The organism is Plantactinospora sp. CA-294935 (assembly GCF_050936445.1).
In the GTDB taxonomy this organism is placed as follows: domain Bacteria; phylum Actinomycetota; class Actinomycetes; order Mycobacteriales; family Micromonosporaceae; genus Plantactinospora.
In genome coordinates, this window is record NZ_JBNJMU010000001.1 from 8,920,078 (window position 1) to 8,940,492 (window position 20,415).

Annotated in this window: 15 protein-coding genes; 8 read left to right on the forward strand and 7 right to left on the reverse strand. The window is 69.5% G+C overall.

Annotation, left to right across the window (positions count from 1 at the left end):
- The first annotated feature begins 6 nt into the window (after positions 1-6).
- The 7 genes from ACQEVC_RS38875 (at position 7) to ACQEVC_RS38905 (ending at position 8,634) form a co-directional block, all read left to right on the forward strand.
- Positions 7-978, forward strand: a complete 972-nt coding sequence (locus ACQEVC_RS38875; protein WP_432888431.1) for a carbohydrate ABC transporter permease — start codon at positions 7-9, stop codon at positions 976-978.
- Positions 975-2,204 carry a hypothetical protein gene (locus tag ACQEVC_RS38880; protein ID WP_432888433.1) on the forward strand — a complete coding sequence of 410 codons (1,230 nt, stop codon included), beginning with the start codon at positions 975-977 and terminating at the stop codon, positions 2,202-2,204. The genes ACQEVC_RS38875 and ACQEVC_RS38880 overlap by 4 nt, the downstream gene beginning before the upstream one ends.
- 345 nt (positions 2,205-2,549) lie before the next feature.
- Positions 2,550-3,551 (forward strand): 2-dehydropantoate 2-reductase, encoded by a 1,002-nt coding sequence (locus tag ACQEVC_RS38885; protein ID WP_432888435.1) that lies wholly within the window; start codon positions 2,550-2,552, stop codon positions 3,549-3,551.
- A 216-nt stretch (positions 3,552-3,767) separates the two neighbouring features.
- Complete coding sequence (locus ACQEVC_RS38890; RefSeq protein ID WP_432888437.1) at positions 3,768-5,309, forward strand: aldehyde dehydrogenase family protein; 1,542 nt, start codon at positions 3,768-3,770, stop codon at positions 5,307-5,309.
- A 5-nt stretch (positions 5,310-5,314) separates the two neighbouring features.
- Positions 5,315-7,039, forward strand: coding sequence for a glyoxylate carboligase (gene gcl, locus ACQEVC_RS38895; RefSeq protein ID WP_432888439.1), 1,725 nt, complete (start codon positions 5,315-5,317; stop codon positions 7,037-7,039).
- A gap of 203 nt (positions 7,040-7,242) precedes the next feature.
- Entirely contained in the window at positions 7,243-8,004 is a 762-nt protein-coding gene (locus tag ACQEVC_RS38900; RefSeq protein WP_432888441.1) for a GntR family transcriptional regulator, read from the forward strand.
- Positions 8,005-8,079: 75 nt separating this feature from the next.
- Entirely contained in the window at positions 8,080-8,634 is a 555-nt protein-coding gene (locus ACQEVC_RS38905; RefSeq protein ID WP_432888443.1) for a hypothetical protein, read from the forward strand.
- 398 nt (positions 8,635-9,032) lie between these two features.
- Here the strand turns inward: ACQEVC_RS38905 and ACQEVC_RS38910 are convergent, their stop codons facing one another.
- Together ACQEVC_RS38910 and oxc are read right to left on the reverse strand one after the other, a co-directional pair.
- Positions 9,033-10,394 carry an NAD-dependent succinate-semialdehyde dehydrogenase gene (locus ACQEVC_RS38910; RefSeq protein WP_432888445.1) on the reverse strand — a complete coding sequence of 454 codons (1,362 nt, stop codon included), beginning with the start codon at positions 10,392-10,394 and terminating at the stop codon, positions 9,033-9,035.
- Positions 10,395-10,784: 390 nt separating this feature from the next.
- Positions 10,785-12,518 carry an oxalyl-CoA decarboxylase gene (oxc, locus tag ACQEVC_RS38915; RefSeq protein ID WP_432888447.1) on the reverse strand — a complete coding sequence of 578 codons (1,734 nt, stop codon included), beginning with the start codon at positions 12,516-12,518 and terminating at the stop codon, positions 10,785-10,787.
- A 711-nt stretch (positions 12,519-13,229) separates the two neighbouring features.
- Between oxc and ACQEVC_RS38920 the strand changes: the two genes are divergently transcribed.
- Complete coding sequence (locus ACQEVC_RS38920; protein ID WP_432888449.1) at positions 13,230-13,439, forward strand: hypothetical protein; 210 nt, start codon at positions 13,230-13,232, stop codon at positions 13,437-13,439.
- Between the two features lie 7 nt (positions 13,440-13,446).
- Here ACQEVC_RS38920 and ACQEVC_RS38925 read toward each other — a convergent pair whose 3' ends face one another.
- The 5 genes from ACQEVC_RS38925 to frc form a co-directional block, all read right to left on the reverse strand.
- On the reverse strand, positions 13,447-14,472 hold the full coding sequence (locus ACQEVC_RS38925) for a TerC family protein (RefSeq protein ID WP_432888451.1): 1,026 nt from the start codon (positions 14,470-14,472) through the stop codon (positions 13,447-13,449).
- Positions 14,469-15,047: a hypothetical protein gene (locus ACQEVC_RS38930; protein WP_432888453.1), complete on the reverse strand. Its 579-nt coding sequence runs from the start codon at positions 15,045-15,047 to the stop codon at positions 14,469-14,471. Before ACQEVC_RS38930 ends, ACQEVC_RS38925 begins: the two co-directional genes overlap by 4 nt.
- A gap of 45 nt (positions 15,048-15,092) precedes the next feature.
- The gene (locus ACQEVC_RS38935; protein WP_432888455.1) at positions 15,093-16,646 is read right to left on the reverse strand and encodes an Nramp family divalent metal transporter; all 1,554 of its coding nucleotides are present in this window, start codon (positions 16,644-16,646) and stop codon (positions 15,093-15,095) included.
- 152 nt (positions 16,647-16,798) lie between these two features.
- Positions 16,799-18,964 carry an acetate--CoA ligase family protein gene (locus tag ACQEVC_RS38940; protein ID WP_432888457.1) on the reverse strand — a complete coding sequence of 722 codons (2,166 nt, stop codon included), beginning with the start codon at positions 18,962-18,964 and terminating at the stop codon, positions 16,799-16,801.
- 127 nt (positions 18,965-19,091) lie between these two features.
- A complete protein-coding gene (frc, locus tag ACQEVC_RS38945; protein ID WP_432888459.1) occupies positions 19,092-20,321 on the reverse strand; it encodes a formyl-CoA transferase in 1,230 nt (409 codons plus the stop codon).
- Positions 20,322-20,415: the final 94 nt, after the last annotated feature.

Genomic DNA, 20,415 nt, shown 5'->3' on the forward strand with positions numbered 1-20,415 from the left:
GCCGCCGTGACCGCCACCGTGCCGGATCCCCCGGTAGCGCCGACCGCACCGGCCCGCACCTCCGGACCGGCCCGCCGGCCGGTGCTGGGACGCCGGCTCTGGCTGGCCGTCTGCTATCTCATCCTGGTGCCCGGCGCGATCCTCTTCGTCGCACCGTTCGCCTGGCTGGTCAGCGCCTCGTTCCAGCACGTCGGCGACATCTTCTCCTGGCCGCCGCAGTGGATCCCGGAGAACCCGACCCTGGACGGCTACAAGGGCTTCTTCGGCATCGGCAAGGCCGGCGAACTGGCCCAGGGCAGCGAGGGCGCCTGGCGGTGGTTCCTGAACAGCGCCTTCGTGGCCACCTCGGTCACCGTGCTGCAACTGTTCTTCAACTCGCTGGCCGCGTACACCTTCGCGAAGCGGAAGTTCCCCGGCCGGGACGCGATCTTCCTGCTCTTCCTGGCCACCATGATGGTGCCGCCGCAGGTGACCCTGATCCCGAACTACCTGGTGCTCAAGCACGTACCGTTCTTCGGCGGCAACGACGCGCTCGGGGCCGGCGGGCACGGCTGGCTCGACTCGTACTGGGGGCTGATCCTGCCCGGCGCGGTCAGCGCGTTCGGCATCTTCCTGCTCCGCCAGTACATGCTGGCCATTCCCGACGAGTTGCTGGACGCGGCCCGGATCGACGGCGCCAGGGAGTTCCGGGTCTTCTGGCGGGTGGTGCTGCCGCTCTGCGGTCCCGCCCTCGCCGCCACGGCGATCTTCACCTTCACCTATGCCTGGGAGGACTTCCTCTGGCCCCTGATCGTCATCTCCAGCTCGGACAAATACACGGCTCCGCTGGGTTTGGCCCTGTTCGTGGTGAAGAATCGGACATCCTGGAACCTGCTGATGGCCGGCTCGGTCGTCGCCACACTTCCCATGATTGTCACCTTCCTGGTGTTCCAACGCCGGTTCATCCAGGGCATATCGATGAGCGGACTGAAGGGTTGACCGAAAACGACAGCCGCTCGACCGGCGCGGCCCGGGCGCTGGTCGAGGAACTCCTGAACGACGGCGACGGGGTGCTCCGACTCGCACCCGCCTTCGTCGCCCGTGACCTGGTGCCGCCCGGCCGCCGGCTCGGCCTGGCCGAGGACGCCTACGACCTCGGCGAGCGGGGCTTCGTCTGCGAGCGCTGGCTCGGCTCGACCACCCGGGCCGACAACCGGATCGGTCCGCCCGACGAGGGGCTCGGGCACGTCGTCGACCGCGACGGGCGGGCCCGGCTGACGCTGCGCGACGCGGTACGCGCCGATCCGGCCGCCATCATGGGCGCGGCGTACGCGGCGAGCCACCCGCACGGGCTCGGCCGGCTCGCCAAGCTGCTCGACTACGGCGCACGGATCCCGTACCACATCCATCCACCGCAGCGCTTCGCCGAGCTGGTCGGGCGGCGCTCGAAGGACGAGGCCTACCACTTCCCCGCCGGAGTGGAGAGCGGCCCGCACCCGGAGACGTTCTTCGGGGTGCACCCGTGGATCGTCCGGGAGCGGGCGTACGAGGTGCTGCTGCCGTACCTGGTCGACTGGGACAGCGACCTGATCCTCCGGCACGCCCGGGCCTACCTCCAGGTCCCCGACGACGGCTTCGCGGTGCCGTCCGGGGTGCTGCACGCGCCCGGCACCGCGCTGACCGTGGAACTCCAGGAGGACTCCGACGTCTTCGCCATGTTCCAGGCGCTCAACGCCGGCCGGATCATCTCCAAGGAGCTGCTCTTCAAGGACGTCCGGCCACAGGACCGGCAGGCGCACGGCGAGCGGTTCCCGCTCGGCTTCGTGGAGTGGGAACTCAACGGTGATCCGTACTTCTACGAGAACAACCACCTGCCGCCGCACCCGGTCGACCCCGACGGTGCGACGGACGGCGGCCGGGAGTGGTGGATCTTCTACAACACGCCGAAGTTCAGCGGAAAGAAGCTCGTGGTGCCGCCCGGCCGGACCTACCGCTGCACGGAGCGCGGGGTGTACTCGATCCTCGTCTGGTCCGGCACCGGACGGTACTGCGGCCACGACGTACGCGGCGGCGACGCCGACCGCGACGAGTTGCTCGTCTCGTACGACGTGGCGACCGCGCCGCACCCGGTGCAGAACACCGGCGAGCGGGACCTCGTGGTGTTCAAGTTCTTCGGTCCGGACGTCAACGACGCTCCGGTGATCCCCCGGACCACGGCGATCTGACACCGAGCAGCCGCGAGCGGCACCGGCTTCCGGCCGGAGGTGCTCGTCCGGGTGGCGGCACCGGTGCCGGTCCGGCTCTCCCCCATCGCTGCGGCGGCGACCGTCACACCGTCGGCCATCGTTTCGGTTCGCATGCCCGGAACCCCGGCTACCGGTCGTGCTGAAGATCCGTATCCGCTGGTAGCTCCGTCGGTAAGGGTGCACCGAACCGACTCCGGGAACAGTCGAGGCTTGTCAGCCTCATGTGAAATTGCATACTGTAGTCAGCATAACGCATACGGGAAGGCACGCCGCTGCTGCGTCGCCTCGGCGCCGCGCGGACGTCGTACGAGAAGGGAGCAGCCCGTGCGAGTTGCAGTGCTCGGAGCCGGCGCCATCGGCGCGTACGTCGGTGCGTCCCTGTGCCGGGCCGGGGTGGATGTCCAGTTGATCGCCCGCGGCGCACACCTGGCCGCGCTGCGGGCACACGGAGTGCGGGTACTCAGTCCCCGGGGCGACTTCGCCGCGCACCCGCACGCCACCGACGACCCCGGCGAGGTCGGGCCGGTGGACTACGTGTTCCTCGGCCTCAAGGCGCATTCCTACGCCTCGGCGGGGCCACTGCTCGAACCGCTGCTCGGCCCGGAGACCGCCCTCATCGCTGGGCAGAACGGCATCCCGTGGTGGTATTTCCACAAGCTCCCGGGGCCGTACGAGGGCCAGCGGATCGAGGCGGTCGACCCGGGCGGGGCGACCTCGGCGGTGATGGCCCCGGAGCGGGCGATCGGCTGCGTGGTCTACCCGGCCACGGTGATCGAGTCACCCGGGGTGATCCGGCACCTGGAGGGGACCCGGTTCTCCATCGGGGAGCCGGACGGCACGGTCTCGCAGCGCTGCCAGCGGTTCAGCGACGCGATGGTGGCCGGCGGGCTGAAATGCCCGGTCGAGCCGCGGCTGCGGGACGACATCTGGATCAAGTTGATGGGTAACGTGTCGCTGAACCCGATCAGCGCCCTGACCAGGGCCACCATGGCGGAGATCTGCGAGAGCCCGGGCACCCGCCGGGTGGTCGAGCAGATGATGGCGGAGACCCTCGACATCGCCAGCCGGGTCGGCAGCACGCCTGAGATCTCGATCAGCAAGCGGGTCGAGGGGGCCCGGCGGGTCGGCCACCACAAGACCTCGATGTTGCAGGACCTTGAGGCGGGCAAGGAGATGGAGCTCGACGCCGTCGTCGCCGCCGTGGTGGAGATCGCTGACATCACCGGTGCGCCGGCACCCACGCTGCGCACCATCTACGCCGCGACCGAACTGCTGGCCAAGACCATGGCCCGGCCGGCGCCCACCCCCAGCATGACCGCGGCCTGACCGGTCGCCACCACCACCGGCGTACCGGCGAGGCGTCGGCGCAGGTATTGCACTCGCTCTGCCGACAGAATACTGTATGCAGACTTCCTAGCTGGTCCTTCCGGGCACCGGGATCCGGTGCCGGTCAGCCATCGACGGGACGCAGACGTTACCGACCCCCGTTCCGGCCCGGCGATCTCGCCAATCAACAGGACACCCGACGCCCTGGAGGCTCCCGTGACCCTGATCCGAAAGCCAGGTACCGCCTGGGGTGACGTCTTCGCCCGCTGCCGTGAGACCGCGCCCGAGGCCTTCGCCGAGGACCGCGTCCGCAACTACTGGGGCGGCCGGTGGCGCTCCGACGGTGACCCGGTTCCGGCCACCTCACCGATCGACGGCACCGTCATCGCCGGCCCGCCCCGACTGACCGCGGCCACCGCCACCGAGGCGGTCCGGGCCGCCGCCGACACCCATCGCACCTGGTCGACCGTGCCGCTGGCCGAGCGCAAGGCCCGGATCACCGCGACACTCGACGCCCTCGCGGCACATCGCGACCTGCTGGCGCTGCTGCTGGTCTGGGAGATCGGCAAGCCGTGGCGGCTGGCCACCACCGATGTCGACCGCTGCATCGAGGGCGTCCGCTGGTACGTCGAGGAGATCGACTCCATGCTCGCCGGCCGCTCCCCGCTGCCCGGCCCGATCAGCAACATCTCAAGCTGGAACTACCCGATGAGCGTCATCATGCACTCGGTGCTGGTGCAGGTGCTCGCCGGAAACGCGGTGGTGGCGAAGACACCGACCGACGGCGGGGTGAGTTGCCTGACCCTGGCCGTCGCCCTCGCGGCCCGGCACGACCTGCCGATCACCCTGGTCAGCGGCGGCGGTGCCGAACTCTCCCCGGTGCTGGTGGACTCCCCCGAGATCGCCTGCGTCTTCTTCGTCGGCGGCCGCTCCGCCGGCAGCCAGGTCGCCGCCGGCCTGCTCAACTCCAGCAAGCGGCACGTGCTGGAGCAGGAGGGGCTGAACTGCTGGGGCGTCTGGGAGTTCAGCGACTGGGACGGACTCGCGGCCAACGTCCGCAAGTCCTTCGAGTACGCCAAGCAGCGCTGCACCGCCTACCCCCGGTACGTCGTACAGCGGTCGCTGTTCGACCGGTTCCTCGCCGCGTACCTGCCGGCGGTCCGGGACGTCCGGTTCGGGCATCCGCTCGCCGTCGAGCCGGGACAGGACGGCTTTCCCGACCTCGACTTCGGTCCACTGATCAAGGACGCCAAGGCCAAGGAGCTGACCGACGTGATCGACGCGGCGATCGCCAAGGGCGGCGTACCGCTCTACCGCGGCTCGCTCGACGACGGACGGTTCCTGCCCGATCAGGACCGGTCGGCGTACCTGGCGCCGGTGGCGATCCTGGCCCCGCCGCCCTCCTCCCCACTGTTCCACGCCGAGCCGTTCGGACCGGTCGACACCATCGCGCTGGTCGACACCGAAGCCGAACTGCTGGCCGGGATGAACGCCAGCAACGGCGCCCTGGTCGCCTCGCTGGCCTGCGACGACGAGGCGACCGCGCAGCGGCTCGGCGCCGAGTTGCGGGCCTTCAAGGTCGGCATCAACCGGCCCCGGTCCCGGGGCGACCGGCAGGAGGTCTTCGGCGGCCGGGGCGCCTCCTGGCGGGGCGACTTCGTCGGCGGCGCGCTGCTGGTGCACGCGGTGACCGAGGGCCCGCCCGGCGAGCGCCGGTACGGCAACTTCCCGACCCACGCCCACTACCCGGAGGTCTGAACCCCATGGCCAAAATCCCCTGCATGGACGCGGTCGTCTCGGTGCTCGCCTCGGAGGGCGTGGACATCGCGTTCGGCTGCCCCGGCGCCGCGATCCTGCCGCTCTACGCGGCACTGCGGCGCAGCGACATCCGGCACCTGATCGTCCGGCACGAGGAGGGTGCCACCCACATGGCCGACGGCTGGGCCCGGACCAACGGCCGGGTCGGCGTCGCGATCGGCACCTCCGGCCCGGCCGGTACCAACATGATCACGGGCCTCTACACCGCACAGGCGGACTCCATCCCGATGGTCTGCATCACCGGCCAGGCGCCGACCAGCAAGCTGCACCAGGAGGCGTTCCAGGCGGTCGACATCGTCGAGATCGCCAAGCCGGTGACAAAGTGGGCGGTGCAGGTCAAGGAGGCCGCCCAGGCCCCCTGGATCTTCCGGGAGGCGTTCCGGATCGCCCGCTCCGGGCGGCCCGGGCCGGTCCTGATCGACCTGCCGATCGACGTGCAGCGGCAGGAGATCGAGTGGGACGCCTCGATCGACGCCCCGCTGCCGGTGCCCCGGGTCGAGCCGCACCTGCCCCGGGTCGAGCGGGCCCTGGACATGCTGCTGGCCGCCGAGCGGCCGCTGATCCTGGCCGGCGGCGGGGTGATCATCGGTGAGGCCACCGATCTGCTCCGGGAGGTCGCCGAGGCGCTGAACATCCCGGTCCAGGTCACCCTGATGGGCAAGGGCGCCATCCCGGAGGACCACGACCTCTTCGCCGGGATGACCGGCATCCAGACCACCCAGCGCTTCGGCAACGCGTCCTTCCTGGAGTCCGACCTGGTGCTCGCGCTCGGTGCCCGGTTCGGCGACCGGCACACCGGCGACCTGGAGACCTACCGGGGCGACCGGAAGTTCATCCACGTCGACATCGAGCCGACCCAGCTCGGCAAGGTGTTCGGCCCCGACCTCGGGATCGTCTCGGACACCGGGGCGTTCCTCGCCGCGCTGCTCGACGCCGTACGCCGCAGGGGCGTGCACCGAGACCGCGGCGAATGGGTCTCGCTGGTCCGCAAGCTGCGCGAGACGCTGCGCCGCCGGGACGACTTCGACGCCGTACCGGTGAAGGCGCCCCGGGTCTTCAAGGAGATCAACGAGTTCTTCGGCCCGGACACCTACTTCGTCACCGCGATCGGTCTCTACCAGATCTGGTCCGGGCAGTTCCAGAAGGTCTTCAAGCCCCGGCACTACCAGGTCTGCGGCCAGGCCGGCCCGCTCGGTTGGGAGATCCCGGCGGCGATCGGGGTGAAGTCCGCCAAACCCGACGCCGAGGTGGTCGGGGTGGTCGGCGACTACTCGTTCCAGTTCCTGGTCGAGGAACTCGCGGTCGCCGCGCAGTACAACATCCCGTTCGTACTGATCATGTTGAACAACGAGTACCTCGGGCTTATCCGGCAGGCCGAGATCGGCTACGAGATGAACTACGAGGTGGACATCCACTACGACGAGTACGGCACCGACAATGTGAAGGTGATGGAGGCGTACGGCTGCGCCGGCCGCCGGGTGCTGCGCCCCGACGAGATCGCCGACGCGCTCGCCTGGGCCAGTAAGGAGGCCCGGCGGACCAGCCGGCCGGTGCTGGTCGAGGTGATGATCGAGCGGGAGGCGAATACCGCGCACGGGCTCTCCATCGCGAAGGTCAACGAATTCGAGCCGGTACCGGAGATCGAGTACCGCGACGCGGTCTCCGGCTGATCTGGCCGGGGTGCCGGAACGAACGGCGGGGTGGGTGGCCGTGGGGCCGTCCACCCCGCCGACGCGACCGCGGCACCGGCCGCCTCTCCGGTCGCGCGGCGATATTGCCGCCGCCGGCACGGGGCCGACGATTGCATCTGGGCGACTGTATGCTATAGCCAGGAATCGCCACTCCCGATCGATATCGCAGCCGGAGGTAGTCCATGACCGAATGGGGAGGCTCGGCCTCGCCTGCCGGCGCCAATGGTGGTCGACGACGACTCACCGCGGCCCGCCGCGAGCCACGGGCCGCGCGACAGCCCCTGGAACGGCCCGCGCCGCTACGCCAGGCGGTCTACGACGTCATCGCCGAGATGATCATCAACCGTGAGCTGCGTCCCGGCGAGCACCTGGTCGAGAACGAGCTCGCGGCCCAGCTCGGCGTCAGCCGGCAGCCGGTGCGGGAGGCGCTGCAACGGTTGCAGAGCGAGGGCTGGGTCGATCTGCGCCCGGCACTCGGTGCCTTCGTGCACGTGCCGACCGAGGAGGAGGCGGACCAGCTCCTCGCCACCCGTACCCTGCTGGAGTCCGAGTCGGCCCGGCTGGCCGCCCGGCAGGCCACCCCGGAGCGGGTGGAACGGCTGCGCGAGCTGCAGAACGCCGGCGAGAAGGCGCTGCGCGACGACGACCAGGTGGAGTTGGTCGACGCGAACGCGGCCCTGCACGCGTACGTCGTCGAGATGTCCGGCAACAAGGTCCTCGCCGAGCTGATCGCGATGGTCGACCGGCGGGTGCGGTGGTATTACGCCCCGATCGCCCGGTCCCGGGGCCGGGAGGCGTGGGACGAGCACGCGGAGCTGATCGAGGTGATCGCCAGCCGCAACGGCCGGCGGGCCGGTGAGCTGATGCGCCGGCACACCGAGCGGACCCGGGAGAGCTACCACCAGCGCCGCAAGGAGGCCGCCGAGCGGGAAGCCCTGGGCTGACCCGCTCCCCCGCGCACATCCGCGCCGCATGTCCCGTCAAGCAGGGCGGGACGTGCGGCGTTTTCACGGGTACGGGTGCGCACCGCTTCCGACCGGCGCACCGCGGCTTGCGGTACGGCGGCGCTGCGGCCGGGCCTTGGCGGTGCCGCCTTGCGGGCCCGGCTGCGCGATCAGGGTCTCGGTTACGCCTTGGCGGTAAGGTCTGCGATCATGGCCTTCTCCCGTGCGCGGACCAAGGCGATCACCTATACCTGCGTCTGGGGCGGATCGCTGGTTCTGGGGCTGATATTCACGATTCCTTACGCGCGAGCCCAGTCGTCGGGTATCCCGACGACAGCGAAGGTGGAGGAGTGTCGCCTCGTCGACGGCGCGGCTCCTGGAAACTCTGACCTGGTCTGCACCGGCTCCTGGGGAGTTGATGGTCAACAGCGTTCCGGGGAGGTCACCGGCCTGGGAGTGGTTAACCATGAGGGCAGCACCGTCCGAGCACGCGTGGTCGGTGACACGGCATATGTCGAAACCACGTGGGCCGGCCCGCTGGTTGCGCTCGCCCTGATTGGAGGGGGCCTGGGAATCGTCCTTCACCTGGGTCTCTGGTTCACTTTCCGGAAGCATGAGAAGGAATCGTGAACCAGGAGAAGCGCGGGGTTCCCGTTGCTTGAACCACGGGATGGCGATTTCGCAGCTCGGGGTCTTCTCGGCCATCCGAACCCGGCCGGGACGGTCTCATTCCTCTCACTCTCGGCGAGGTCCGCCGTCTCCCGGCACACCTGCTAACCCGTGTCCAACCACTTGATCACATCTATCGATGGTCATGGTGGCGCCGACGCCACCAGTACCGAGCCAAAGTAGGCCACTACCAGTGAAGACGCCGACGAATCCAGCAGATACGGCTGGAGTACTACGCCACGCCATGTTGTCCTATCCACGGATCCGGGTCGGACAGGGTTGCACCCCCGGGGCGCACCACGAGGAAAAGTGCCCCTCGAATACGGCCCCGCGGGTGTCCAAGCTCGATCGACATCCCCTCACAGGCGGATGGATTTCTTGTTCATGAACTCCTCGATGCCGGCCCGGCCCAGTTCCCTGCCCATCCCGGAGCGCTTGATCCCGCCGAACGGCAGGTCGGCCTGCGACCCACCAGCGCTGTTCAGATACACCATGCCGGACTCGATCTGCCCGGCAACCCGGCGCAACCGGTGGGGATCCGTGCCCCATACGCTGGCGCCGAGCCCGAACGGCGAGTCGTTCGCGATCGCGACCGCTTCCTCCTCGGTCTCCGCGCGAAAGACCAGCACGACAGGGCCGAAGATCTCCTCGTAGTAGGCGTCCATCTCGGGGGTCACGTCCGTGAGCACGGTGGCCTCGAGATAGGCGCCGGGCCGGTCGATACGACGCCCACCGGTGCGTAGCGTCGCGCCCTGCCGGACCGCCTTCTCGATCTGACCGGCCACCTCGTCGGCCGCCGCGACCGACGCCAGCGGCGGCAACTTCGTCGCGGGATCGCCGGGGTCGCCGGGCACGAAGGTCTCGGCCACGTGCTTGGTCAGGCGGTCGACGAACTCCTCGTAGATGTCGGCGAGCACGATCATCCGCTTCGGCGAGTTGCACGACTGGCCGCAGTTGCGCATCCGGGCCGTCGCGGTGGCCTTCACCGTCTTGTCCATGTCGTCGGTGTCCAGCAGGATCAGCGGGTCGGAACCGCCCAGCTCCAGGACGACCCTCTTCAGATTCTTCCCGGCCTCGGCGGCGACCGAGATGCCCGCCCGCTCGCTGCCGGTCAGGGAAACTCCCTGGATGCGGGGGTCCGCGAGCATCCGGGGAATCTGCGCGCTGGACGCGAAGATGTTCACGTACGCGTCCTCAGGCACCCCGGCGTCGTGCAGGATCCGCTCGATCGCGGCTGCCGACCGGGGGCAGATCGAGGCATGCTTCAGCAGGATCGTGTTGCCGAGGACCAGGTTCGGCGCCGCGAACCTGGCGATCTGGTAGCAGGGGAAGTTCCACGGCATGATGCCGAGCAGCGGCCCGATAGGGTTCTTGGTGATGACGGCCTTGCCGCCCCTGATCTCCAGCGGCTCGTCGGCCAGCAGTGAAGGACCGTTGTCGGCGTAGTACCTGAAGATGTCGACGACAACGCCGACCTCACCGCGGCCCTCGTTGATCCGCTTGCCCATCTCCAACGTCATTGTCGCCGCCAGCTCGTCGGCGCGCTCGGCGAACAGGTCCGCCGCGCGTGACACGATCTCGGCCCGCTCGGCGACCGGTCGACGCCGCCACGACACGTACCCGCGGTGGACACGATCGATCGCCTCACGGACCTCTCCGTCGGTCGCGTTCTCGATCTCCTCGACCAGTTCGCCTGTCGCTGGGTCGGTAACTGTGTACATAGAGATCCAAGCCTCCGTTCTCTACCAACGCTGCGCCGGGCACTCCGTCATTGGTCTGCGCAGTCGTGTCCGGATCGATCAGGCCGGGTCCGGCGGCGGCGACCCGTCAGCCGTCCGGCGGATCCGCACGGGCAGTCGGCACCCCGCCGGGCGGCCCGAGCACGATGCGGGGGGACGCGTTGCGTACCACGGCGAGCACGCGGCCGCGCATCGACGGGCCGCCCACCCGCACCGCGGGTTTGTCGAAAGCGGCGGCTGGTGTTGCTCAGGATGCCTGGGCCGGCCGAGGCACCCGGGCGGGATGTTCGACGCCCTCCTCGCCGACCCGGGCGGTACCGCGCGGTGCGGTCGTCGCTGCGCGCCTTGGGATCCGGGGGAAGCCGGTCGTCCTCACCGCTGCACCGTGATGCCCTTGGGGTTGAGGTGGGCGATGTTGCCGCTCTCGGTTCCGTCGGTGGGGTCGATGACGCAGTCGATGAGCGCGGGCTGGCGTTGTGCCAGGGCCTCGCGCAGCGCGGCGGTGACCTCCGCCGGCGTCGTCGCCCGATAGCCCTTGCCCCCGAATGCGGCGATCATGAGGTCATGCCGGGCCCTGAGGGCGGTCGGCGCCGGGTCGCCGGACGGTGACGCGTCGTCACCGCGGTAGACGCCACTGTTGTTCAGCACGACCGTGACGACGGGCAGGCCGTAGCGGCAGATCGTCTCCAGCTCCATGCCGCTGAACCCGAACGCACTGTCGCCCTCGATGGCGACGACCGGGTCTCCGCTCTCGACCGCGGCGGCGATCGCGTACCCCATGCCGATACCCATCACGCCCCAGGTGCCGCTGTCCAAGCGGTGTCGCGGCACCCGCATACCGATCGTGTTGCGCGCCAGGTCCAGCGCGTTCGCGCCCTCGTTGACGACATAGGTCTGCGGGTTCTCCCGCAGGACGTCGCGGATGGCCTGCAACGCGCCCAGGAACTTCATCGGGTGTGCGGTTTCGGCGGCCTTGAGGCGCTTGGCCATCTTGCCGACGTTCTCTGCGGAGCGGGCCGAAAGCTCGTCCCGCCACTGGGTCGGGACCGCGATCTGGCCGGGTGTGGTCCGGTCGATCAGGGCCTGCATCACCGAGCCGACGTCACCGACGAGCGGCGCCGCGATGGGTTGATTGCTGTCCAACTCGGTGCTGGCGATGTCCACCTGGATGAACTTGGCGTCGGAGTTCCACTGCGGTGCGTCGCCGTGTCCGAGCAGCCAGTTCAGGCGCGCACCGACGAGCATCACGACGTCGGCCCGGCGTAGGGCCAGTGACCGGGTGCTGGCCACCGACTGCGGGTGGTCGTCGGGCAGCAGGCCCTTCGCCATCGACATGGGCAGGTAGGGCACACCGGTGAGCTCGACGAACTGTCGGATCTGATCGTCCGCCTGCGCGTACGCGGCGCCCTTGCCGAGCACGACGAGCGGCCGCTGGGCGTTGGCGAGCAGTTCGATCGCGCGGTCCAGGGCCGCGGGTTCGGGCACCTGACGCGGTGCCGGGTCGACGACCCGCCACAGTGACGCCGCGCCCAGATCCGCGTCGATGACCTCGCCGAGGACCGCGGCCGGGATGTCGAGGTAGACCCCTCCTGGTCGTCCGGAGACGGCGGTGCGGATCGCGCGGGCCACGCCGCGGCCGATGTCTTCCGCCCGGTGTACGCGGTATGCCGCTTTGGCGAACTGTCGAGCCGCCGCCAACTGGTCCATCTCCTCGTAGTCGCCCCGCTGCAGATCGACGAGGTGCCGCTCGCTGGACCCGGAGATCTGCACCATCGGGAAGCAGTTCACGGTGGCGTTGGCCAGGGCTACCAGCCCGTTGAGGAAACCCGGAGCGGACACCGTGAGGCAGATTCCCGGCTTCTTCGTCAGGAACCCGGCCGCCGCCGCGGCGTGCCCGGCGGCGCTCTCGTGCCGGAAGCCGATGAAGCGGATGCCGGACGCCTGCGCCAGGCGGGCCAGGTCGGTGATCGGGATGCCGACGACGCCGTAGATGGCGTCGACCTCGTTGAGCTTGAGCGCATCGACGACCAGATGGATCCCGTCGGTGAGTTTCTGCGCACCTACGAGGTCGCCAGCGTCTGACTCCCGGAGGGAAGCGATGGTCATGATCAGAGTCCTCCATCATCGTCGTGCGACTTCTGCGTACAATATGTAGTTTTGCTATCGATTGTCGGGGTTGACCCGGCCGGCGACGGCGACGACGGGCACAGCGCGCAAGCGCGCACCGGAAGCGACGTCCTCCCCCTGGCTGTCCCTAGAAGTGCATACCGTATGGGGTAGGCAATAATCGTGGACCATGTAACAGCGAGGTGTCTAGGGGTAGCAGGGACGTTTTCCGGGCAGCCTGCCCCGTACCGGCACCGAACGTGGTCGCGCACCGCTCGGGCGACGCGGTGGCTTTGGTCACTAGGCCGGTTTTTTGTATACCGAAGGCGGTATCCTGGAACCGTCGAACAAGGACCTGTCGCCGGACAGGACGAGCGCGAGGGTTTCTGGTGACACCGCACCGGGTAGCTCCACACAGGAGCCGGCGTACCGTCCACACCATGGTCCGGGCCGCGAGGCTGCGGCCCCGCGCGGCCGCTGCGGGCGACCCCCGCCGGTCATCGATCCGGCGACAGACATAGATCCGGCCGCCACGCGACGAGGCGTGACGGCGGAAGATCCGGCGACCCGGGGTGTGCCCGGCCCCACCAGGCACACCCGGGTGTCCTGCCGGACCACCGTCCCGGACGGTCTCAAGCCGCCCGGTCCGGTGCGCACAGTCCCGGGAAGCGTCGTTTCCCGGGAAGACCGACACGCAGGAGTGATGTTGTCATGACCACCTGGCGAACGTTCTCACGTTCCCTGACCCGACTCTCCGACCGGCTGGCCCTGCCGACCGGGTTCCCGGCTGACGGTCGCTCCCTCGGGCTCGGCCTGGCGGCCGCGCTGGAGAACCAGCGTCGGGCCGCCCGGCCGAGCGACGAGGAGATCGAGCGCTTCCTCCACGGCTCCGCCGCGGACGAAGACCTGATCAAGGTCTGACGACCGGTCAGACCGCATCCCGGTCCGCCGTCACGGTGTCGTGGGCACCGGGGGCCTCGGCCCCCGCCCCCTCCGTGGCGGCGGACGGCCGTTGCGACGCGTCCCGCCGGGACTTCGCCAGGCTCGCCACGGTGGTGACCAGCAGCGTACCGACGATGACCCCGAGCGAGACGGCGATCGGCACCGACGGCGCCCAGGAGACCCCGTCGTGGTGCGCCGCCTCCAGCACGAGCTTGACGCCGATGAAGGCCAGGATGAACGCCAGGCCCTTGCTGAGGTACACCAGCCGGTCGAGCAGGCCACCGAGCAGGAAGTAGAGCTGCCGCAGGCCCATCAGCGCGAACGTGTTCGCGGTGAATACCAGGTACGGCTCCTGCGTCAGTCCGAAGATCGCCGGGATCGAGTCGAGCGCGAACAGCAGGTCGGTGGTGCCGATGGCGATCATGACGATCAACATCGGGGTCACCATCCTCCGACCGTTCACCCGGACGAAGACCGACGCGCCCCGGTACGACTCCGTGGTCGGCAGGATCCGCTTCGCGGTACGGAGGGCGAAGTTCTCGGAGAACTCGTCCTCCTGCTGCGGACCGACCAACTTGATCGCGGTGTAGATCAGGAACGCGCCGAACAGGTAGAAGAGCCAGTCGAACCGGGCGACCGCCTGGGCGCCCGCCGCGATGAAGATGCCCCGCATCAGCAGCGCCAGCACGATGCCGATCAGCAGTACCTTCTGCCGGTACCGGACCGGCACCGCGAACCGGCTCATGATGATGATGAAGACGAACAGGTTGTCGACGCTGAGCGAGTACTCGGTGAGCCAGCCGGCGAAGAACTGGCCGCCGTAGCTGACCCCGGCCGTGGCCATCACGACGAACCCGAAGGCGACCGCAGCCAGTACGTAGAAGCTCACCCAGGCCACGCACTCCCGGAAGGCCGGCTCGCGCGGATTGCGAGCGACCAGGTAGAAGTCGAAGGCGATCATCGCCAGGAAGCCGACGATCGTCACGGCCCATACCCAGACCGGCAGGTTCATAACTCTCCTTTGGCTCGGAACAGGGTCGGTCGGCCGGTACCCCGGCCGGCGGCCCGGGCCCGCCTACGACTCTCCCGGGCCTTCCACTGCGCCTCGGCGTGCTGGAGGTAGAAGGCGTACAGCCGGTCGGCCGCCGGGTTGCGGTGCCGGACCCGGCGCAGCCAGCCCGGCGCGATCCGCTCGTGCAGCCAGCTGAATCCGATCGCGAAGCCGAGACTGACGATCGCCTGGTAGGCGAGGAAGCCGAGCAGGTCCGGCGGCAGCGCCGGCCGGCCGACGACCATCAGGCCGACCAGCATCTCGTGGGCGACCCGGGCGACCGGGAACCCGATGAACCAGTAGAGCGCCGCCGGGGCGAAGACGCCCGGCGAGGCGACGCCGGCGCCCAGCAGCAGCCCGAAGCCGCCGCCGAGCAGTACCAGCGGCAGACCGAGCCCCACCCCGTGGGCCAGGGCCCAGTCGATCGGTTGACCGGCGAGCAGGGCGAGCCCGACGGCCGCCACCCCGGCGGTCGCCCCGATGCCGGCTCCCGGCAGGGCGAGCTCACCGAGGTGGCGTACTTTATGGCCGGTCACGGCGTTCCCTCACTCCGCTTGATCATGACAACTCCTCCCGTCGCCTCAGTCGATGACCACGCCGAAGCGGACCAGGCTGTAGACCAGCATGCCGAGGTAGAACACCGCGCCGAACCCGATCACCACGTTCTGCACGATGCCCGGCCGGATCGGCTTGGGCAGCATCCGGTTGTTGACCAGCAGCAGCACGACGCAGTATGCGCCCATCGCGAAGGTGGAGAGGAAGGCCAGTACGTCGAGGATCGCGCCGGGGCCGTCCGCCGGACCGAAGTTCAGGATCAGGATGCCGAACGTGATGACACCCCAGAGGAACCCGGCGTACAGCTTCGACATGCTGAACCGCTTGGCCCCGGGTACGAAGTGGTAGGTCATGTCCGCCTGGCCCCGGGAGAACGAGTCGAAGAGGCCGAGCGTGGCGTTGAGACCGATCAGTGCGATGAAGCCGAGGAAGACCCCGTGCAGCACCGGCGCGCCGGCCGAGGCGAACGCGTCGGCCATCGCGGTCAGCGCCGCCTCCCGCTCACCGTCGCGGATCACGTCCCCGACGCCCGGGTTCTCCCGGACGGCGGTCTGGGCCAGCACCGTGAACGAGATGGTGACCAGCATCGTGACGCCCCAGAAGAGCAGCAGGGCGTCGAAGGTGACCCAGCGCCGCCAGCCCTTCCACTTCTTCATCTCCTCCGGGCTCTCGGTGTCGAACATGAAGCCGCGGGACGGCATCTCCTCCTGCTCACCCGCGTGCCGCAGGCCACGGATCTTCGGGATGTGCGCGCCCATGCCGGCACCGGAGTCCCGCAGGTGCAGCGTGTACCACATCTGCTGCATCCCGGACGGGCCGGCGAAGGCGATCGCACCGACGATCACCGGGAACCAGGCCGCCGACATCGCCTCGCTGGGCAGGTAGCCGAAGTGGAACATCCCGGCGAGGGTCGAGGTGACGTCGCTCCACTGCCCGACGATCGAGGCGACCACCGAGGTGCCGATCACCAGTACGCCGATCAGGATGCCGAGCAGGCCCTCCAGCAGCGGATAGATCACCTTTGCCAGGCTGAACACCACGCCGACCAGGATCAGCCCGACACAGGCGCTGACGGTCCAGGGTATCCCGGTCACCTCCTCGAAGGCGGCGGCGCCGGTGGAGAGGTGTCCGGGCCAGATGTAGACCAGGATCGCCACGCTGAAGAAGAACCACATCAGTGGTTTGAAGACCCGGGCGGCCCCGAAGAAGATGCTCTCCCCGGTCGCCATCGCGTACCGGGCCATCTCCAGCATCACGAAGGCCTGCAGGGTGACACCGATCAGGAAGAGCCACCGGATCTCCGGCCCGAAGATCAGGACCAGTCGGGGCCACATGTACGACTCGCCCATGCCCACGCCGAGCGCGACGAGGAACACGGTCGGGCCGAGCAGGTGGATCGAGGGCGGAGCCTTGGGCAGCTCCCGGATCGGCATCGGTTCGAGTTTTCCGGCCCGCCACACCCGTTCCTCGGTGGGCGGGGCCGGCGGGGTACCGCCGCGCTGCTCGGGCAACGCGGCGGTGCCGGCCGCCGGGGTGGTGCTTGTCGGCTGAGTTGGGTAAGGGCTGTTCGAAGCGTCCACGCTGGACCTCCTGGGGACTGTGACGTCGTACGGAGCCGGAGGACGGGCCGGTTCCGACGCTGGTGTCCGTTGACCCTTGGCCGCGGAGCGGGTCGCCGTGTCGCTTAGTGGCCCCTCCAACTGCCTGGTCGGGTGGAACTGTCGTGCATTGCTCAGCGGCCGTCCGGTTGGCCGCCCAGCAGACCGGCGGAACGTGCCCACCGGTACTTGGCGCCGAGCACCGCGACCGGCTTCTCCGTGGTGTACGGATAGGCGACGATCCCGTGTCGGTACAGGTGCTCGCTGGCCTCCTCGACCTCGACGTCCCCGGCGAGTGAGGCGACCACCGGCTTGTGGATGCCCTTGGCCCGGAACTCCTCGACCACGTCGACGACCAGCTCGGCGAAGACCATCGGCGGGGTGACGATGGTGTGCCAGTAGCCGAGGATCAGCGAATGGATGCGGGGGTCGGACAGGCCGAGCGCGATGGTGTTGCGGTAGGTGGACGGCGGCTCGCCGCCGGTGATGTCCACCGGGTTGCCGGCCGCGCCGAACGGCGGGATGAACTTGCGGAACGCCTCGTCCAGGTCCGGCGGGATCTCCATCAGGGTGAGCTTGTTGTCCACGCAGGCATCCGAGAGCAGTACCCCGGAGCCGCCGGCGCCGGTGATGATGACGACGTTCTCGCCCTGCGGGGTGGGCAGCAGCGGGATGCCGCGGGCGTACTCCAGCAGGTCGTTGAGGCCGGGGGCCCGGATCACGCCGTTGGAGCGCAGGATGTCGTCGTAGACCTTGTCGTTGCCGGCCAGCGCCCCGGTGTGCGAGCTGGCCGCCTTGGCGCCCTGGTCGGTGCGGCCCGCCTTGAGCACCACCACCGGCTTGGTCTTGGAGACCCGGCGGGCGGTGTCGGCGAACGAGCGGCCGTCCTTGAGGTCCTCCAGGTGCATGGCGATGAGCTGGGTGTTCGGGTCGCTCTCGAAGAAGGTCAGCAGGTCGTCCTCGTCGATGTCGGCCTTGTTGCCCACCCCGACGATCGCGGAGACGCCCATCCGGGCGGCCCGGCTGAAGCCGAGGATCGCCATCCCGATGCCGCCGCTCTGCGAGGAGAGCGCCACCCCGCCCTTGACGTCGTACGGGGTGCAGAACGTCGCCGAGAGGTTCTCCGGGGTGTAGTAGTAGCCGTAGATGTTCGGCCCGAGGATGCGGACCCCGTACTCGCGGGCGATCTTGACGACCTCGGCCTGCAACTCGTGGTTGCCGGTCTCGCCGAAGCCGGACGGGATCAGGATCGCCCCGGCCACTCCCTTGGCGCCGACCTCGGCCAGCGCCTGCGGCACGAACTTGGCCGGGATGGCGAAGACCGCCACGTCGACCGGGCCGGGCACGTCGGAGATGCTCTTGAACGCCTTCCGGTCCAGGATCTCGCTGGCCTTCGGGTTGATCGGGTAGATCTCGCCCTGGTAGCCGCCGTTGACCAGGTTCTTCATCACCGAGTTGCCGATCTTGCCGGTCTCGGCGGAGGCGCCGATCACCGCGACCGAGGCCGGCCGCATGATCCGGTTCATGCTGGCCAGGATCTCCTCGTCGGTGAACCGCACAGGCGTGGCGGCGGCGGCCGGGTCGACCAGGATCCGCACGTCCACCGCGGTCGCGCCGGCGGCGGTGGCCAGCACCGGGTTGAGGTCCACCTCGGCCAGCTCGGGGAAGTCGGTGACCAGGTTCGACAGCCGGACGATCAGGTCGGCCAGCACCTCGCGGTTGGCCGGCTCGGCGCCGCGTACGCCGCGCAGGATCTCGGCCGCGGCGATCCCGTCGATCATCGACAGCGCGGTCGCGGTGTCGGTCGGGGCGAGCCGGAACTGTACGTCCTTGAGCACCTCGACCAGTACGCCGCCGAGCCCGAACGCGACCACCTTGCCGAAGGTCGGGTCGGTGACCGTACCGACGATGACCTCGTGGCCGGAGTCGAGCTGCTGCTGCACCTGCACCCCGACGATCTTGGCATCCGCCTTGTACGCCCGCGCGTTGGCGAGGATCGTGTCGTACCCGGAAGCCACCTCCTCGGCGGTGCGCAGCCCGACCAGCACGCCGCCGGCCTCGGTCTTGTGCAGGATGTCCGGCGAAACGATCTTGAGTACCACCGGCAGGCCGATCCGCTCGGCCAGCGCCACCGCCTCGTCGGCGCTGCCGGCCAGGCCCTCACCCGGGGTGGCGATCCCGTACGCCTCGACCACCAGCCGCCCCTCCGGAGCGGTCAGCGAACTCCGGCCCTCCGCAGCGGCCTGGTCCAGCACCCGCCGCACTGCCTCGCGGTCGTAGCTGCTGTCGTTGGATGGCATTACGTCGTCTCCTTCAGGAACGCCGGCGCCGGTGGGGCCGGCGGCCGGGGAACGTGCGGGTTCTGGTCGGACGGGACCGGTGGTGGCGGTGCGGTGGCCGGACGCCGCCGGCGCGGCGCCCGGCCGCTCAGACGGCGCCGGCGGCACGCAGCTCGCCGACCTGCTCCTCGGTGTAGCCCAGCTCGCCGAGCACCTGTCCGGTGTGCTCGCCGAGCAGCGGCGAGCGCTCCACCTCGACGTGCGAGTCGGAGAGCTTGATCGGGTTGCCGACGGTCTTGTACGCCCCCCGGTCGGGGTGCGCGACCTCGACCACCGAGCCGAGCTGGGCGAGGGTCTCGTCCTCGATCAGCTCCCTGGTCGACATGATCGGCCCGCACGGGATGTTGTACGCGTTGAGCTTCTCCATGACCTCCTGCTTGGTGTGCCGCTCGGTCCACTCCTCGATCAGCGCGAACGCCTTGTCGAGTTTGTTGAGGCGCACCTGCGGCGTGCTCCAGGCGGGGTCGTCGGCCAGTTCGGGCTTGCCGATCAGCTCGCAGATCGGCTTCCAGCCCACCGGCTGGATAATCACGTAGATGTAGTCGTTGGGCCCACCGGGGGCGCACCGTACCGCCCAGCCGGGCTGGCCGCCGCCGGAGGCGTTGCCGGAGCGCGGCACCTCGTCGCCGAAAGTCTCGTTCGGGTACTCCCCCAGCGGGCCGTGCGCCAGCCGCTGCTGGTCGCGCAGCTTGACCCGGCAGAGGTTGAGCACCGCGTCCTGCATGGCGACCTGCACCCGCTGCCCCCGTCCGGTGCGGGTGCGCTGGTAGAGCGCGGCGAGGATGCCGGCGACCAGGTGGATGCCGGTGCCGGAGTCGCCGATCTGCGCCCCGGTGGCGGTCGGCGGCCCGTCCTCGAATCCGGTGGTGCTCATCGCCCCGCCCATCGCCTGGGCGATCACCTCGTACGCCTTGAAGTTGGCGTAGCGGCCCGGCCCGAAGCCCTTGATCGAGGCGTAGACCAGGCCGGGGTTGATCTCCTGTAGCCGCTCCCAGGGGAAGCCGAACCGCTCCACCACGCCGGGGCCGAAGTTCTCCACCAGGATGTCCACTCCGGACACCAACCGGGTGAAGACCTCCTTGCCCTGCTCGTGCTTCATGTTCAGGGTGATGCTGCGCTTGTTGCCGTTCAGCATGGTGAAGTAGAGGCTGTCCACGTCCGGGATGTCACGCAACTGGGTGCGGGTGATGTCGCCCTGGCCCGGCGCCTCCAACTTGATCACGTCCGCGCCCAGCCACGCCAGGATCTGCGTGGACGAGGGGCCGGACTGTACGTGCGTCATGTCGAGGACCCGTACGCCCTCCAGTGCCTTACCCATGCCAACCTCCTGTGCGCGCCCCGCCGTGCACTGCCTGCCGTGGAGCTGAACCTCGGTTGCCCTGCCGTTCGCGGTTGCCGTGGACCGGTCGCCC

Coding starts and splice junctions, on each gene's coding strand:
- gcl (WP_432888439.1), top strand. CDS start 5,315: ATGGCCAAAATCCCCTGCATGGACGCGGTCGTCTCGGTGCTCGCCTCG.
- ACQEVC_RS38900 (WP_432888441.1), top strand. CDS start 7,243: ATGACCGAATGGGGAGGCTCGGCCTCGCCTGCCGGCGCCAATGGTGGT.
- ACQEVC_RS38910 (WP_432888445.1), bottom strand. CDS start 10,394: ATGTACACAGTTACCGACCCAGCGACAGGCGAACTGGTCGAGGAGATC.
- oxc (WP_432888447.1), bottom strand. CDS start 12,518: ATGACCATCGCTTCCCTCCGGGAGTCAGACGCTGGCGACCTCGTAGGT.
- ACQEVC_RS38920 (WP_432888449.1), top strand. CDS start 13,230: ATGACCACCTGGCGAACGTTCTCACGTTCCCTGACCCGACTCTCCGAC.
- ACQEVC_RS38925 (WP_432888451.1), bottom strand. CDS start 14,472: ATGAACCTGCCGGTCTGGGTATGGGCCGTGACGATCGTCGGCTTCCTG.
- ACQEVC_RS38940 (WP_432888457.1), bottom strand. CDS start 18,964: ATGCCATCCAACGACAGCAGCTACGACCGCGAGGCAGTGCGGCGGGTG.
- frc (WP_432888459.1), bottom strand. CDS start 20,321: ATGGGTAAGGCACTGGAGGGCGTACGGGTCCTCGACATGACGCACGTA.